Origin of the sequence: Mycobacteroides sp. PCS013 (genome assembly GCF_049532645.1) — a bacterium.
GTDB classification, from domain to species: domain Bacteria; phylum Actinomycetota; class Actinomycetes; order Mycobacteriales; family Mycobacteriaceae; genus Mycobacterium; species Mycobacterium gwanakae.
This window is the reverse complement of the sequence record NZ_CP150131.1, coordinates 4,138,659-4,152,644: the sequence shown is the minus strand read 5'-3', so window position 1 is coordinate 4,152,644 and position 13,986 is coordinate 4,138,659. Positions and strand designations below refer to the sequence as shown.

General features: G+C 62.5%; 15 protein-coding genes. 9 read left to right on the top strand and 6 right to left on the bottom strand.

Annotated features, from left to right (window positions below):
* Positions 1 to 139: 139 nt before the first annotated feature.
* A complete protein-coding gene (locus RHO23_RS20690) occupies positions 140 to 568 on the bottom strand; it encodes a hypothetical protein (RefSeq protein WP_423488267.1) in 429 nt (142 codons plus the stop codon).
* 151 nt (positions 569 to 719) lie between these two features.
* Between RHO23_RS20690 and RHO23_RS20685 the strand changes: the two genes are divergently transcribed.
* Entirely contained in the window at positions 720 to 1,274 is a 555-nt protein-coding gene (locus tag RHO23_RS20685; protein WP_078353854.1) for an LGFP repeat-containing protein, read from the top strand.
* 150 nt (positions 1,275 to 1,424) lie between these two features.
* Positions 1,425 to 1,637, top strand: a complete 213-nt coding sequence (locus RHO23_RS20680; protein ID WP_030097629.1) for a CsbD family protein — start codon at positions 1,425 to 1,427, stop codon at positions 1,635 to 1,637.
* Between the two features lie 258 nt (positions 1,638 to 1,895).
* Here the strand turns inward: RHO23_RS20680 and RHO23_RS20675 are convergent, their stop codons facing one another.
* Positions 1,896 to 2,507 carry a carbonic anhydrase gene (locus RHO23_RS20675; RefSeq protein ID WP_057964646.1) on the bottom strand — a complete coding sequence of 204 codons (612 nt, stop codon included), beginning with the start codon at positions 2,505 to 2,507 and terminating at the stop codon, positions 1,896 to 1,898.
* A 681-nt stretch (positions 2,508 to 3,188) separates the two neighbouring features.
* Here RHO23_RS20675 and RHO23_RS20670 point away from each other — a divergent pair.
* Together RHO23_RS20670 and mug are read left to right on the top strand one after the other, a co-directional pair.
* Complete coding sequence (locus RHO23_RS20670) at positions 3,189 to 4,277, top strand: MlaD family protein (RefSeq protein WP_070915960.1); 1,089 nt, start codon at positions 3,189 to 3,191, stop codon at positions 4,275 to 4,277.
* Positions 4,278 to 4,296: 19 nt separating this feature from the next.
* Positions 4,297 to 4,845, top strand: coding sequence for a G/U mismatch-specific DNA glycosylase (mug, locus tag RHO23_RS20665; RefSeq protein ID WP_070915961.1), 549 nt, complete (start codon positions 4,297 to 4,299; stop codon positions 4,843 to 4,845).
* Here mug and RHO23_RS20660 read toward each other — a convergent pair.
* Both RHO23_RS20660 and RHO23_RS20655 read right to left on the bottom strand, forming a co-directional pair.
* Positions 4,796 to 5,608, bottom strand: coding sequence for a DUF1906 domain-containing protein (locus RHO23_RS20660; RefSeq protein ID WP_030097625.1), 813 nt, complete (start codon positions 5,606 to 5,608; stop codon positions 4,796 to 4,798). The genes mug and RHO23_RS20660 overlap by 50 nt on opposite strands.
* 127 nt (positions 5,609 to 5,735) lie before the next feature.
* Positions 5,736 to 7,199 carry a serine hydrolase domain-containing protein gene (locus RHO23_RS20655; protein WP_423488266.1) on the bottom strand — a complete coding sequence of 488 codons (1,464 nt, stop codon included), beginning with the start codon at positions 7,197 to 7,199 and terminating at the stop codon, positions 5,736 to 5,738.
* A gap of 129 nt (positions 7,200 to 7,328) precedes the next feature.
* Between RHO23_RS20655 and RHO23_RS20650 the strand changes: the two genes are divergently transcribed.
* Positions 7,329 to 7,991 (top strand): TetR/AcrR family transcriptional regulator, encoded by a 663-nt coding sequence (locus RHO23_RS20650; protein WP_070915962.1) that lies wholly within the window; start codon positions 7,329 to 7,331, stop codon positions 7,989 to 7,991.
* 42 nt (positions 7,992 to 8,033) lie between these two features.
* The gene (locus tag RHO23_RS20645) at positions 8,034 to 9,029 is read left to right on the top strand and encodes an oxygenase MpaB family protein (protein WP_078353849.1); all 996 of its coding nucleotides are present in this window, start codon (positions 8,034 to 8,036) and stop codon (positions 9,027 to 9,029) included.
* Between the two features lie 25 nt (positions 9,030 to 9,054).
* On the opposite strand, the gene RHO23_RS20640 is transcribed toward RHO23_RS20645, so the two are convergent.
* Complete coding sequence (locus RHO23_RS20640) at positions 9,055 to 10,083, bottom strand: amidohydrolase family protein (RefSeq protein ID WP_064410039.1); 1,029 nt, start codon at positions 10,081 to 10,083, stop codon at positions 9,055 to 9,057.
* A 120-nt stretch (positions 10,084 to 10,203) separates the two neighbouring features.
* Between RHO23_RS20640 and RHO23_RS20635 the strand changes: the two genes are divergently transcribed.
* Positions 10,204 to 11,463: an MFS transporter gene (locus tag RHO23_RS20635; RefSeq protein ID WP_064410038.1), complete on the top strand. Its 1,260-nt coding sequence runs from the start codon at positions 10,204 to 10,206 to the stop codon at positions 11,461 to 11,463.
* 6 nt (positions 11,464 to 11,469) lie between these two features.
* On the opposite strand, the gene RHO23_RS20630 is transcribed toward RHO23_RS20635, so the two are convergent.
* A complete protein-coding gene (locus RHO23_RS20630; RefSeq protein ID WP_057966998.1) occupies positions 11,470 to 12,303 on the bottom strand; it encodes an SDR family NAD(P)-dependent oxidoreductase in 834 nt (277 codons plus the stop codon).
* Between the two features lie 165 nt (positions 12,304 to 12,468).
* Here RHO23_RS20630 and merB point away from each other — a divergent pair, with 165 nt between their 5' ends.
* Together merB and RHO23_RS20620 are read left to right on the top strand one after the other, a co-directional pair.
* A complete protein-coding gene (gene merB, locus RHO23_RS20625) occupies positions 12,469 to 13,314 on the top strand; it encodes an organomercurial lyase (protein WP_423488265.1) in 846 nt (281 codons plus the stop codon).
* 36 nt (positions 13,315 to 13,350) lie between these two features.
* Entirely contained in the window at positions 13,351 to 13,974 is a 624-nt protein-coding gene (locus RHO23_RS20620) for a maleylpyruvate isomerase family mycothiol-dependent enzyme (protein WP_423488264.1), read from the top strand.
* Positions 13,975 to 13,986: the final 12 nt, after the last annotated feature.

Sequence of the window (13,986 nt, the reverse complement as noted above, 5' to 3'; positions counted from 1 at the left end):
TTGGTGGCTACTACATGGGTCAGTGCCGACGCTGGCCGTCATGAAGCAGCGCGATAGATATCGCGTCGCGATTAGCTGGCTGATTGTGGTCGCTTTTGCACTGTCGTCACCGGGGGTGCGACAACCCCTGACGAAATCACTAGGTGCCGGGACCGCCGCCAACAACACCGTTCCCGTTGGGGGGACCGTTGGGGACACCACCGGCGGCACCGTTCACGCCAGCCGGACCGTTGGAAGAACCGCCCGCCGAACCGCCGCCTGGGCCACCGATGGGGGGAACATTCGTGTCGGTGGAACCGCCGATAGGACCGCTAGGTGAACCACCGATGGGGCCCGTCACGTCGGAACGGTCAGAGTTTCCGATGGGACCGGTCACGTCCGAACCCCCGGAAGAATCGCTGTCGGGATCGGCCACCTCGGAATTGCCGGGGAGTGCCATCACCGTGGAAAGGACGCCAGCGTGGCTGCCGTGATTGGTGGCGACGGCGCCGCCGAACAAAGCCACGGCCCCGCACACCACCAGCGCTCGTCCCAACAGCCGGTCGCGGTTTGAAGGCTTGCCCGTCATAGCCATAACCCTAGTTTATTCTGTAAACAATTGCTAGCATCGTCGGACATCCGAGGTTGGTTCATAGATGTCTCTTGCCGGCGCACGATCGGCATGAGTGCAGTACGCGTTTTTCGCGGAAGATCGATCACACACCAAGGGAGAGAAGTAGATGCGCATCAAGAATCTGCATGTCACCGCGTTGCCCGTCGCAGTAGGCGTCATTGCCTCAGTTGCGGTGGGCTGCTCACACAAGACTGGTGACGCGCCTTCGCTCAGTTCTGCTAGCTCGGCCGCTTCGTCGGCGATCTCGTCCATCACCGCTTCGCCCTCCGAAAAGCCCAGCACCACACAGATTCCGGGTAAAAACGGCACGCCTTACACCGTGGAGGGACCGATCCTCGCCAAGTGGAACACCCTGAACGATGTTCAGAAGAAGGACCTGGGCGCACCGTATGACAATCAGAAGGAGACCCTGGATCGCAGCGGCGTCTATCAGCAGTTTGACGGCGGCGTGCTGATCTACCGCAATGGAGAGCCGGTCTATTTCGTGTGGGGCAAGATCCGAGACACCTGGAACGAAAACCAAGCCTCACAAGGCAAACTCGGCTATCCCACGGCCGATGAGGTGACCGAGTCCGACGGCTCGTTCAAGTCCACCTTCGAGCACGGAACGATCACTTTCAAAGTCGGCGATGCCGATGCGAAAGTCTCACTGACAAACTGAGCAACCAGTAGAAACGTCAGCACGGGCACGGGTCGTCGGTGGCCTTCAAAACGCCGCAGACGACCCGTGCTGCTGACAACAGCGGAGTTGGCCATTCTAAAAACGAGACGCTTGTCTCGCTGTACGACATCATGAGAAAGGTTGGGAAACATGGGAATTACTGATGACGCCCAGAACAAGTTCGATGATCTTAAGGGCCGCGCTAAGGAAGCCGCCGGATCCGTCACCAACGACGACGATCTGAAAGCTGAAGGACAGGCCGAGCAGGGGATCGCCTCTGCCAAGCAGAAGATCGCTGATGCTGCCGATAAGGTCAAAGAGGGTGTTGAGGCCGTCAAGGACAAGTTAACCGGAAACGACTAGCCAAGCCGCGCTCAACAACCGGCGTCTGACGTGGGTCAGTACCGCCTGTGCCACAGGGCGGTCACCGACCGACGGACTGTACCAACGCCTTAATCCGTTGTGCAGCTGACGATTTCACTTCCATCGAACACAGTAGTGCTGCCGTACCGGAATGCCGGATCGTAGGGATAACGGGCAGTCGATGACGTGCACTTCATCGACTGCCCGTTGGCGCCGAGATGTGCCCCTTTGCTCGGATAGGAAGCGCCAGGCTGCTGCCTACTCGATGTCGCCGACGTGGCCGTGCAGGACGATGCGCCCGTCGGCCAGTTTGTAGGTCAGGTACACGATGGCGAGCTTGTTGGCCTTGACCGCATCGGCGACCACCTGCGAGCGCTGCAACAACTTGATGCCGGTCTCTTCGACGTGGCGAGCCTCGAACTCATCGATACGCGACAGCCCGTCCTTACGGCCACCCAGGATCGAGGGCATCACCCGCACCACCAAGTCCCGGATATGTCCGCCGGGTACCTCGCCGCTATCCAGGGCGGCCACCGTGGCCCCCACCGCGCCACAGGAGTCGTGGCCCAGGATCGCGATCAACGGCACACCCAGCACCGCCACCGCGTACTCAATGGAGCCCAACACCGCCGAGTCGATCACCTGACCGGCGGTACGCACGATGAACATATCGCCAAGGCCCTGATCGAAAATGATCTCCGCAGCCACCCGGCTATCCGAACAGCCGAACAACAGCACATCAGGGCTCTGACCATTTGCCAGCTCAGTACGACGCGCGATGCTCTGACTCGGATGCTGCGGAAAACCACCCACAAAACGCTCGTTGCCCTCTTTGAGTGCCTTCCAGGCGGACTTCGGATCAGCTGTCATATGCGCATTGTGCATTACGGGGGTATCGTATGCAGCGCATGTGAGCGTGGACACATTCCTCACGAACAAACGGTCGTCCTAGCGGCGCTTATGTGTTGCCCCGCATATCGATTCACGGCCGAGACCGGGCGGCCAAACTCCTCTGGATCCACCTTCGGTTCACGGTGTCGATCCAGCTTGCCGAAGGCGTACCGACTACCGCCCACGGACCTTCTCCAAGCGATGGCAAATTCATTGCCTGAACAATCAGCATTGCTTGGGTGGGGTGCCCGAAACCGGGCGATCAATGTGGTGAAGAGAGTTTGGTGCCTCACGGAAGCGGAGAATGTATCTATGTAGCAAACTCCTGACCGCTCTTCGTGGCCTGTACGCCGGCGCGCCCCTGCCCTCAGCGATCGCTCGGTCCCGATTCGTTCGTTGAACGCGTCGAGTCAAAATCCGTCACCCGACGCAGGCCCGTGACGAGGCTCATCTGAGGCACCGTCATGTAGTGGAAATCACTGGCTTTCACGAGATAGCGAGGGTGTTTGACCCAATTCCGCTTGATACGGTTGCGCGATGGCATGGGACGCGCATTCCCAGGTAAATTCTGGTACGGTTGTGCCCATCCGCTCAACGGCAGCAGGGGCGTCGCGTCGCGCTCGTCCGGTCGTTCAAGCTACCGCGGCAGCTCTACTGGCAATGACAGTATCCGCCTGTGATCCGCCGACACTGGAGAGTCTTGACCTGCCGGCGCCGAGCATCGGTTCCGACGCCTATGCAGTGACGGCCAAATTTGCTAATGCCCTGAATCTGCCGGATATGGCAAAGGTACGCCTCAAGGGCGCCGATATCGGCGAGGTCGAATCCATCGAGGCAATCGACGATGTGGCCGTCGTCAAACTTCGGATACTCAGGGGTGTGCGCCTGCCGGTCGGATCCACCGCCCAGCTGCGCAGTGCGACCCCGTTGGGTGATGTGTTCGTAGCCCTCGAACCCCCCATTTCGCCATCTGCGGAACTCCTCAAGGACGGCGACGTTCTCGATTTACAAACCACGTCATCGGCTGCCTCCGTGGAAGGTGTGCTCAGTTCAGCCGCGGTATTGGTTAACGGTGGTGTAGTCCGCAACCTGACTCATCTGGTCAATGGGCTCGGCAAGGCTTCGGCTGACAATGGTCAAACCCTGGGCGACATCGTGGGGCAATCGAATCAGCTGCTGGATACCCTCAACAAGCGTTCGGCACAGATTCAAAGCTCATTGGACAAGACGTCCCAACTGGCCGCCTCGATTTCGTCGCGGGAGAAGACGATCAATGATCTGATCGCGGCATCGGGCCCGGGCGTGCAAGCTATCGATGCTAACCAGATCGGCGACCTGGCCAACAAGAGCGGGCAGATCAGTGACCAACTTGCGAAATTCCCGTCGATCCAGGGCACTGACGGCCGCAGCACACTCGCCGACCTCAACTCGATCTCGCGCGGCTTCAACGACATCGCGGTGAGTCCCGACACCAGCCTGGTCGCACTCAACCGGCTGATACCAATGCTCATTAAGGCGAACGCCGGTAGTGCGCAAGCGCATGACGTCAACATCGCCAAGCTGGCATTGGGCAACATCGACGACGCGGGCTACAAGGGGTCCAGCGATTACCACGGACCCAAGCAGGCCGACTGGGCCTACTTTGTCGGTAGCTTCAAGTACACCTTGTATCGGCTTCAGGAACGCATCGTTGGGCAAGGCCCGAACCCTCCAGCCCCCCAAGATAGTTCGGTACCGCCAGGCCGGTGAGCATGAGAACCTACATGCTGTGGGTCAGTACTCTCCCGATATTCTCGCGCATGGACTCGATGTAATTTTCTGTGGAATCAATCCTGCCGCCACGGCAGTGGCCGATGGACACAACTTCTCCAACCGGAGTAACCGTTTCTGGGAAGTGCTCTACCGGGCCGGCTTCACCGACATTCGCTTGCGCCCAGAGGACGAGCGTCAACTGCTGACGTACGGGTGCGGCATCACTGCTGCTGTCAGCCGCGCAACACCGCGCGCCGACGACATCACGGCTAGCGAATTCCGTGCGGCGCGACCAGATTTCGAGGAGAGGATGCGTCGCTTGAACCCTGGGGCGCTGGCATTTCTCGGAAAGCGTGCAGTGGTGTCCATGCTCGAATCCCCGCGCATCGCATTCGGACTACAGCCATTCCGCTTCGCGGAGGTGACGACGTGGGTGCTGCCGAATCCCAGCGGTCTCAACCGGCGATTCGCGCTCGATGCACTCGTCGACGCCTACGCCGAGCTTCGGGTGTCTCTCACTGGTGGAAGTTCCACTGGCCCACATCCTGGGCCAGGGCATCGCTGACGTCGACCTCGAGCCCACCGACCACCGGGCCAGGATTCGATGCGGTGCTCACAATGCGCTGGTAGAGGACCGCACCGGGGAAGACCTGGCCGCGTGACCATGACCGGGTCTGCCAGGCCCACACGTGGCCGGGTGAGCGCGAATTGCCGATCACGCCATCGGCAGCGGCCCACTGACACGGATTGACGCCGCCGTAGATGCCGGTGCGCTGTACGCCGAGCACCGAGTTGATGCCCTTAAACCATTGCAGTGCAACGTTGTTCCAGGTATCGCGGTTGATGTCGTCGTCGACGGAGAAGAAGACCGGCGCGCTCTGGCCGCCGCCGGCGGCGGTGTGCAGCTGCCAGGCGGTGCGAGCGTCCTCGACGCCACCGGCGAATCCTCGTGTGAAGTCCGATGGCGCTGTCCCGCCGGGCTTTCCGTATTGGAAATTGCTGACGATCACCAGCCCGGCCGCGGTGAGCGCCTGGGCATACGGCCGGGTGATCGGCTTGGCGCCCATGGACGAGCCGGGGCGTGAGGTGGAGACGTAGTTGATCACTCCCGAGTGTCCCGCGGCCTTGATGTCCTCTGCCGGAATCTGGCGCATGGCGAAGTCGATCAACGTGGGCGCGGCGGCGGACGCCGTCGGTGCGCCGGCAGCGGCAGATGCCGCACCGAGCCCGGCCAATGCGGATAGGGCTGTGGCGTAGCGCAGTGCGTCACGTCGCGTCACCGATCGTGAAGAGCGCAGAGGGTCGTTGGTCCCCGACGAATCGTGCATCGCAGGAAGTTAACAATGTGACTGTTGTTAAAGAAGTTGCCTCGCCGAGACGTCCGATAACGTTCTGGCATCAGGGTGAAGAATCCGTGATCGGCAGGGGCGCAGTGGTTCTCGGCCACCGGGCCGGTTAATTGCTGTAGAGATGCAGAACCCGGGCTGCAGTGGTGGCGATATCGCCGCTCAGCCCCACAATGGGTGGGCCGCCGCGCTGATGGATAACGTTCGCCAGGACCACTACATACGTGTCCGACGCTGCGTCGATCCACACCGTCACCCCGGTGAAGCCAGAGTGGCCGACGCTGCCGATGGGAAAGAGCATTCCACGCGGCTTGGACAGTTCCGTATCGATATCCCAGCCGAAACCGCGCAGGCTCTGTCCCGCTATCGCCGGATAGTGCGGTGCAAGTAGGGGATCGGTGGTGTTTGGACTCTTCTGGATGGCCTGGCGGCTGGCGTTGTTGGCCGCTTCGAGTTGTGCGGTGGTGTGGCCTGGCTGCTGCGGTGTCGTCATCAGTTCCAGGGTGGATCGCTTCAGCGGGAACAGGCTCGGTCGTCCGGCGAGCCGATCAACAAGTGCCTGGGAGTACCGGCCGATGTCATCGGCCGTCGAGAACACACCCGCACTGCCGACCGCGCCGCCCATCCGGCGCGCGGTGGGGTCGTGCACGGTCCCGCGAAGCAGATTGCCGTAGTGGGGATTGATAGCCGGGGCGTCCTCGTCGCGTGCCGTCGGTGCGATGCGTGTCAACAGATCGGTGTTCCAGGTGCCCACCGGACAGGGAACGTTCGCGGTCGGCAGTTTGTCGAAAGAAACTGCTGTACCGATGATTTGGTGCGGTCCACATGCCTTGGCCGGGGGTAGGTAACGCGTGTCGGACATGCCCAGCGGCGCAAAAACGTTGTCCTGCACGTAGACATCCAGAGACTCGCCGGTGATCTTCTCGATGAGCACGCCGAGGATGATGAAGTTGATGTCGGAGTAGTGGAATGTCTTACCGGGGTCCAATGCCAACGGGGCGGTGAGTGCCCGATGTACACCGTCTGCCTTGTCCGCCTCCGTCACTCCCCAAGGCCCCTGATGGCTCAGGTCGCCTCCGATGCCCGAGGTATGCGTCAACAGCATGCGAAGTGTCACCTGTGCGCGTCGCGGGTCGTTGTCGGGGTTGAAATCCGGCAGATATGTCTGCACGGGTTCGTCGATCCGAACCAGGCTCTTTTCGTACAGCTGAAGAAGGGCCACACTCGTCGCGAGCGGTTTGGTCAGCGACGCCAGGTCGAAAATCGTGTCGTCGGTCATCGGTTCGGCCGGTGCGGGCGACCCGTCCAGTCCCGGTTCATCGGGGAGTTTGCGCCACCCGAAGGCCTGCCGGAACACGACCGTGCCTGCGTGCCCGATCTGCACCACCGCGCCCGGTAGCCGAGGCTCCGCAACCGCATCGTTCATGAGGCGGATGACGGGCGCGAAAGGACCTTGGGGCTCCACGCTTGGCGCGGGGGCGGTCGGGTTTGTCGCGTGCCGGCAAGAAGGCACGCCCGCGAGGGCAAGGAGTACTGCGGCGACGGCACAGACCCGAGCACCCGGCAGCTTCACCGGATCAACGGTAGAGGCCGGATATGGGTTGGTGCATCCCGTGGGCTGCGCCGCTTGGCTTCCTGGCCCGCAGTGGGTATGGTGACCATCGGTCGTTCAGCGACCGACGGTCGCTGAAAGGAGGGGCTCATGGCAGTCGAGTTGGCACCGAAGCTGTCGCGCCGACAGGTCAGCGCCGAGGGAACGCGGCGTGCGCTGCTGGACAGCGCCAAAGAGTGCTTCGCGACGGTCGGATACGACGCGACCAGTGTCGCGACGTTGACCGCGCATGCTGGAGTGAGTAAGGGCGGCTTCTATCGGCATTTCCCGGACAAGAAGGCCGTGTTTGAGGCGGTGTTCAGCGAACGGCTGGTCGTCGCGGCAGCAGGAATCGAAGCAGCGAATACCCGGATGCGGGATCGGCCAGTGGGAGCCGGATTGCCCATCGCGGGCCGCGCTGCGACGGAGTTCGTGGGCCTCTCACTCAGCGATCCGATACATCGCGAGCTGCTGCGTCAGGCACCCCAGGCGCTGGGCCCGGACCGTTACCAGCAGATCGATGACCAGTACGTGTTGCCGCCGCTCGTCGCGCTGTTGACGCACATGGTCCAGCGGGGCGAGCTGATCTCCGCCATGCCCGTGGTCACGACCGCGCAATTGCTTTTACGGGTGCTGTGTTCGGGCAACACGCTGATCTGCCAAGCGGAGGACCCTCACGACGTGTTCGGCGAGGTCCTCACGGTGCTTGGCGTCTTTTTCAACGGGATGACAACACCGGGCCTGCCGGTACCCCAACCTCGCACATCGCGCTGAAATCGCTCTGCCCGTAAGGGAATACAGGAAAGAGGCCCAGGGATGGATCTTCTCGTCGACGCATTAGGCAAATCGGGCCGCCGTGCCTTGCAGATCGCCAACGGGCCGCGTCGCAACGCGGGCTACTTTGGCCCGGAATCGGTGAGCTGGAAAGTGTGGGGACATCCCGTCATCTCGCTCGCGGGCATCCGGGGCTCCATCGTCGCCGTGTTCGATCCGGCCGGCGCCGCCGGAGTCGATCAACACTCCACCTATGCCGCGGATCCTCTTGGCCGAGTCCGGCGCTCCAACATGTTCTTCACCCAAGCGGTCTTCGGCGACACCGAGGCCGCGGAGAAGATTGGCCAGTGGTTGTTCAAGCGGCACAGTGCGGTCAATGGTGTGGTGCCCGATACCCAACAGCCCTATGTCGCGAATGTCCCTGAGACGCTGCTGTTCGTCTATGTGACCGGTTGGCATGGGCTGCTCGAGTGCTACCAGCGCTTCTGCCCGCCCGGGCAACAGCTGACCGACGAGGAGATCCGCCGGTTCTACCGGGAAAGCCTCATCACCGCCGACCTGCTGGGCATCCCGCCGCGCTACGTGCCCGCCACCCCGGAAGACGTCGCCGACTACCTCGCCGTCGACGCCAAGAAGATCATCAGGCCCACCGCTGAAATGCACAAGCTCGTTTCGTTCTTCCTGAAACCCCCAGCCGCGCCAGCATTTCCGCTGCTACCCATCAACCCGTTCCTGCGGATGGCCGCCCACGCGGCGGTTTCGACCCTGCCGGACGAATGGTTGGAACTTATTGGGGTGCAACGTCATCAGCGTTTATGGGCTGCCAACAATGCGGTCGTGCGCCGGGCACTCACCATGGCCCATCGGCACCAGGTCATCGATGACTTCCTCCCGATCGCCGGACCAGAAGCATGGGGCTACCGGCATAACGCCCGCAGACACCCTTCCTTGACGCGACCCGTGGCCTATCCCTTCAAGCAAGGTGACAGCATGCAGATGCGCAGCACACCGGCGATGTCGCAGACAACGTCCGGATGACCTCGTTGGTGCTACACGGCGAAGTTCACCGCGAAGCCATCAAATGCGCGACGCCACGCATCACGGTGCGACGCGCCAAGTTCCGTGCGTTGTCCGCGAGCGACCGCGTCGGGGGAGTAGGTGCCGTGCCGAGACGGGGAAAGAGCCTCAGGGCATTGGCATGGTCGATCGCGGCGCGAGCCGAGTTGTCCAGAGGGTAGTTCTCCAGACCGGCGGCGAACAGCTGTGAGGCTGCGAGTGGCGCGAACGGCCAGTCCGATCCGAACAGGACGTGACCGGGTTCGGCGAATGCCAGCAACGAGGGCAGTGCGGCGGGGCTGGAGGACAGTGCGGTATCGAAGTAGAAGCTTGCGAAGTCATCCAGATTGTCCGCGGGGCTGGCCCCCGTGTCGCTGGTGATGGCGACGGCCATGCGGTGGCTGGCGTACGGCACGAAGCCACCCGCGTGGCTGAGGATGAACTTGATGTTCGGGTATTTGCGGCGGATTCCGTTGCGGACCAAAAGGTATGCAGCACGGGTGGTATCGAGAAGGAAGTCGGCGGCAAAGGGCAACACCCCGGTTACGGCCGGTCCGGGCAGATCGGCGGGATGGATGAAAACCACCGCTGAGCGGGCGTCCAGAGCGGCGAACAGATCGTCCTGTCCGTCCTGGCCGAGGTAGACGCCGTCGTTGTTGGCCAGCAGGACCACGCCATCTGCGCGTAAGACATCCAGTGCACGAACGGTTTCGGCGATAGACGCATCGATATGGGGCATCGGGACGGTGGCGAAGAAGCCGAACCGCTTCGGATGTCCGTCGACGACGGACGCGGTGTAGTCGTTCAGGTCGCGGGCCAGCGCCGCGGCATCAGAGGCGGAGGACAAGAAGGTAGTGCCCGGTGTCGACACCGACAGGATTGCGGTGGCGATGTCCAGGGCATCCATGGTTTCCAGCGACGCCTCGGGGCTCCAGTCCGGTAGCGCCCGCCCGCCGGCCTCATCGATTCCGGCGGTTTGTAGGACCTTGCGATACAGGGCCGGGATGCAGTGATGGTGGGTGTCGATGCGTGCCATGAGTATCCGCCTCAGTTGTCGGTTTCAGGGTGCCGCAATGATTGTGCCCCGATCTCGTGCCCAGCGGCCCTAGCGCGTGAGCACCTACAGTGGTTGTTCGAAGAACATCGAGAGGACCGTATGTCTACGGAAACGCCTGCTACACGCCTTGAGGCGGATGTCCGGGTTGTGCAGCCGCGCGCCTTCCTGCCGGTCTTTCTGCTGGCGTACTTCGCCTCCGCGGTCGCGCTGCTCGCCGCCGGTGCGGTGAGCATCCCGCTGCGGCTGGCCGAGCTTGACCCGGCGCACAAGACGCAGGTGCTGTCGCTGACGATGGCTCTCGGTGGCATTGCGATCATCCTGGTGACGCCTCCCTTGGGCCATCTGAGTGACACCTCGATCTCGCGGTTCGGTATTCGCAGGCCGTTTCTGGTGGGCGGCACCCTTGTCGGCGCGGTGGGTCTGACGACATTGGCCACGGCACCGACGGTCGGTGGAGTAGTCGCGGGTTGGTGCATCACCCAGATTGGTTTCGCCGCAACTCTGGTGGTCTTCAACGCGCTGTTGGCAGATCAGATATCGGTCGCGATCCGGGCACGTGTGGCGGCGGTGTTTGGCATCTCGACCAGCCTTGCGCCTGTGGTCGGCAGCGTGTTCATCAACGTCCTACCGAACGATCCGCGATGGTGGTTCGGACTCCCGGCGGTACTGGCGCTGATGTTCAATGGCGCCGCCGCACTTATTCTGCGTGACACCGTCCGCACGCAGCGCGTCCCCCGAAGTTGGCAAGCGATCCTCGCGAGCTATTGGATAAATCCGAGGAAACACCAGGATTTCGCGTGGGCATGGATCTGCCGCCTTTTCGTCACGATGTCGGTGCTGTTGGTGACGGTCTACATGCTGTACATCGTGGCGGGCACCTTGGGATTGTCGGAGCATGAGGCAGCCGCCAAGTACGGCATCATCATCGGTGCCTTCCTGATCACCAATACGATCACCGCAGCGATATCGGCGTGGTGGTCAGATCGCACCGGGCGGCGCAAGGGCATCGTCTGGACCTCATGCCTGATCACTGCGGTCGGCCTGGTGATCTTGCTGCTGTTCAAAGACTTTCATTCGCTGTTGCTCGGCGCGGCTGTGATCGGAGCAGGGCAGGGCGCCTACGCCGCCGTGGATCTGGCACTGATGACGGAGGTGCTCCCCGAGACGGAGTCGTCGGGGAAAGACCTTGGCGTGGTGGCTATGGCGTACCTGTTGCCGCAGTTGCTTGTGCCCATGTTGGCAACAGCGCTATTCGGGCTACATCACACTCAAGGGGACTTCAGCATCCTGTATCTGGCGTCCATGGTGCTGTCGGTCCTCGGCGCGCTGGCAGTGCTTCCGATCAAATCCGTACGGTAACCGGACCTATGTGATCGACGCGATGGTGGTGTCCGCTGCTGCCGGTGAGAATAAGTCGATCGCCGGTAGCAATGCGCGCAGCACGGCGGCGTTGACCTCCACCGGCTGGTGAGTCACGGCGCGCATGATCCAGCGACCGGCTTCCGGTGCGGATAGCGCTACGGCGGCCTCGTATTCGGCTGTGGGTGCGATCATTTCGGTGCGCACCAGTGGGAAGTACACATTGGTCGCGCGGACACCGGGGTGTGGCTGTTCGGCGTTCAGGGTGCGGCCGAAGATCGCCAGTGCGCTCTTGGACGCCGCATAGGCGGAGAAGCGCGGAAAAGTGTTGGCGTGCAGCGCCCACGTGCAGACATTGACGATTTGGCCGCGGCCCCGCTCGATCATTCCGGGCAGTAATCCCAGGGTCAGCTGCACGGGCGCGAAGTAGTTCAGCGCCATGGTCCGCTGGTAGTCGTGCAGCCGGTCGGTCGCGTCGATGATGCGACGGCGGATGGAGCGACCGGCGTTGTTCACCAACACATCCACGCGCTGATCGCAGAGGTCCTCCAGCAGCCGGGCGATCTCCGCCTCGTCGTTCAGATCGCAGGTGCGCCACTCGCAACCGGTTTCCTCCGCGAGAGCCTTCAGCTCGTCGGCCCGCCGGGCCACACCGATCACGCGAGCTCCCCGGGCGCGTAGTTGGATGACGGCCTGTCGGCCGATTCCGGCCGACGCACCCGTAACGACCACCGTCAGCTGGCTGACGTCACGTCCCGGGCCTGCCAGCAGTGAATCGATCGGCGCAGGCAGCAAGGTGCGGCGCTGAGCAAGGTTTTGGACGGTGCGGCGTACGGACACGGAATCCCCTTCACATCGGTGGTGGCCATTACCGATGTGACCACACGGTCATATTACCGGGCCCCGCACGTGCCGCCTGGACGGGGGTTGTTGCGCATGGAGGACGCCCGACGGTATGTGTACAGTGATCGAAACGTGAGCAGTGATCACTAACTGGAGGCGTCGATGGCGATACTGACTGATGAGGCGCGTGCGCTCCGAGGGCGCATCATGGCGCAGGTGCTGACCGACGGAACCGTGCCGACGGTTGCGCAACTACGCAGCGAATTCGCGCTGTCGGACGGAGAGGTCGCTCTGCTCCTGCGTGCCCTGGAGGGCGCGATCTGTGTTGCCCGCCAGGACCAGGAGCATGCGGACAGCGAGACTTTCCAGGACGAAGTGCTCAGTGCCCCGCAGCCGCCGCTGGGCGAGCTGGTCTACGCGCGCCCGTTTGCGACCTTCACGAACCACTACGCGATTACCGTTGATGGTCAGCAGAAGTGGTTCGCGGAATGTGCTGTCGAGGCGTGCGCGATATCCGGGCAGTTCCCCGGTGCGGAGGTGATCGTGGACTCTGTGTGCCGGCAGACCAAGCAGCCGGTGCGCCTCGTCGGGCGGGACGGCCTGCTGGTCGACTTCTCACCCAAGACACTGCGGGTACACCTCGGATATCCGGTTCGTGAGATGCCCCATCGGGTCGTCGGCTGGTGCGATTACAACAGCTTCTTTGCATCGGAGGACGCCGTGAACCAGTGGAGAGCAGAGCATCCCGGGATCGCCGGAGTTACTCGATCGCCCGCCGAGATGGCGCGCCTGATTTCCGGTTCGATCGCGCGAGGGCGACACGACTACTCCTACCAACCCAGTCTGCCGCTGCTGACGATGGCACGACAAATGCGGCAGATGGGTCTCACCCGGGCCACGCGGCTCGGATTCCATGTGCCCGATCCATTCTGGCTGCCGACGCCAAAGATGCTGTCCAGCTGGCGAAGGAACGGCCTGGGCAACTTCATCCGGCTGCGATTTCACTGAATGCGCCGAGGGAACACCGAGCCAAGGGAGCTAAAGATGTCTCGAGCCGATGTGTACGCGATGGTTCAACAGGAGAAGCGCGACCTCGCCGCATTGCTGCACACGCTCACTCCGCAGGAATGGGACGCGCCGTCACTGTGTGCGGGGTGGAGGGTGCGTGATGTGGTGGCCCACGTGCTGTATGACGGAACTTCGTTCCCCAGGTACCTCTACGAGGTCGTCCGGGTGCGCGGATCGGCCGATAAATTGAACCAGCTCTATATCGACCGAGCAGAAGGATGGTCGACCGACGAGCTGCTCGCGGCCTTCGAATCCACCATCGACAGAAGCTATTCGGCGAAGATCCAGCCGAAGCTGGTTCTCGCTGATCTGCTCATCCATCACCAGGACATCCGGCGCCCGCTGAAGCGGCTCCGGAAGGTGCCCGCTGACACGCTGCGAACGGTACTGGAGAATCCTGACCCTTTTATTCACTCGAAACGCAGACTCAAGGGGTTGCGTTGGACGGCAACCGATGTGGACTGGACCTACGGTGACGGCCCGGAGATTCGAGGCCCAGGAGAGGCAATCGTGATGGCGGTCGGTGCCCGTCCCAGCGCGCTGCCCGAGCTCACCGGCCCGGGCGTGGATCTACTTCGGCCCAGGCTCAGCAACAGCTGAGCACACGGCATT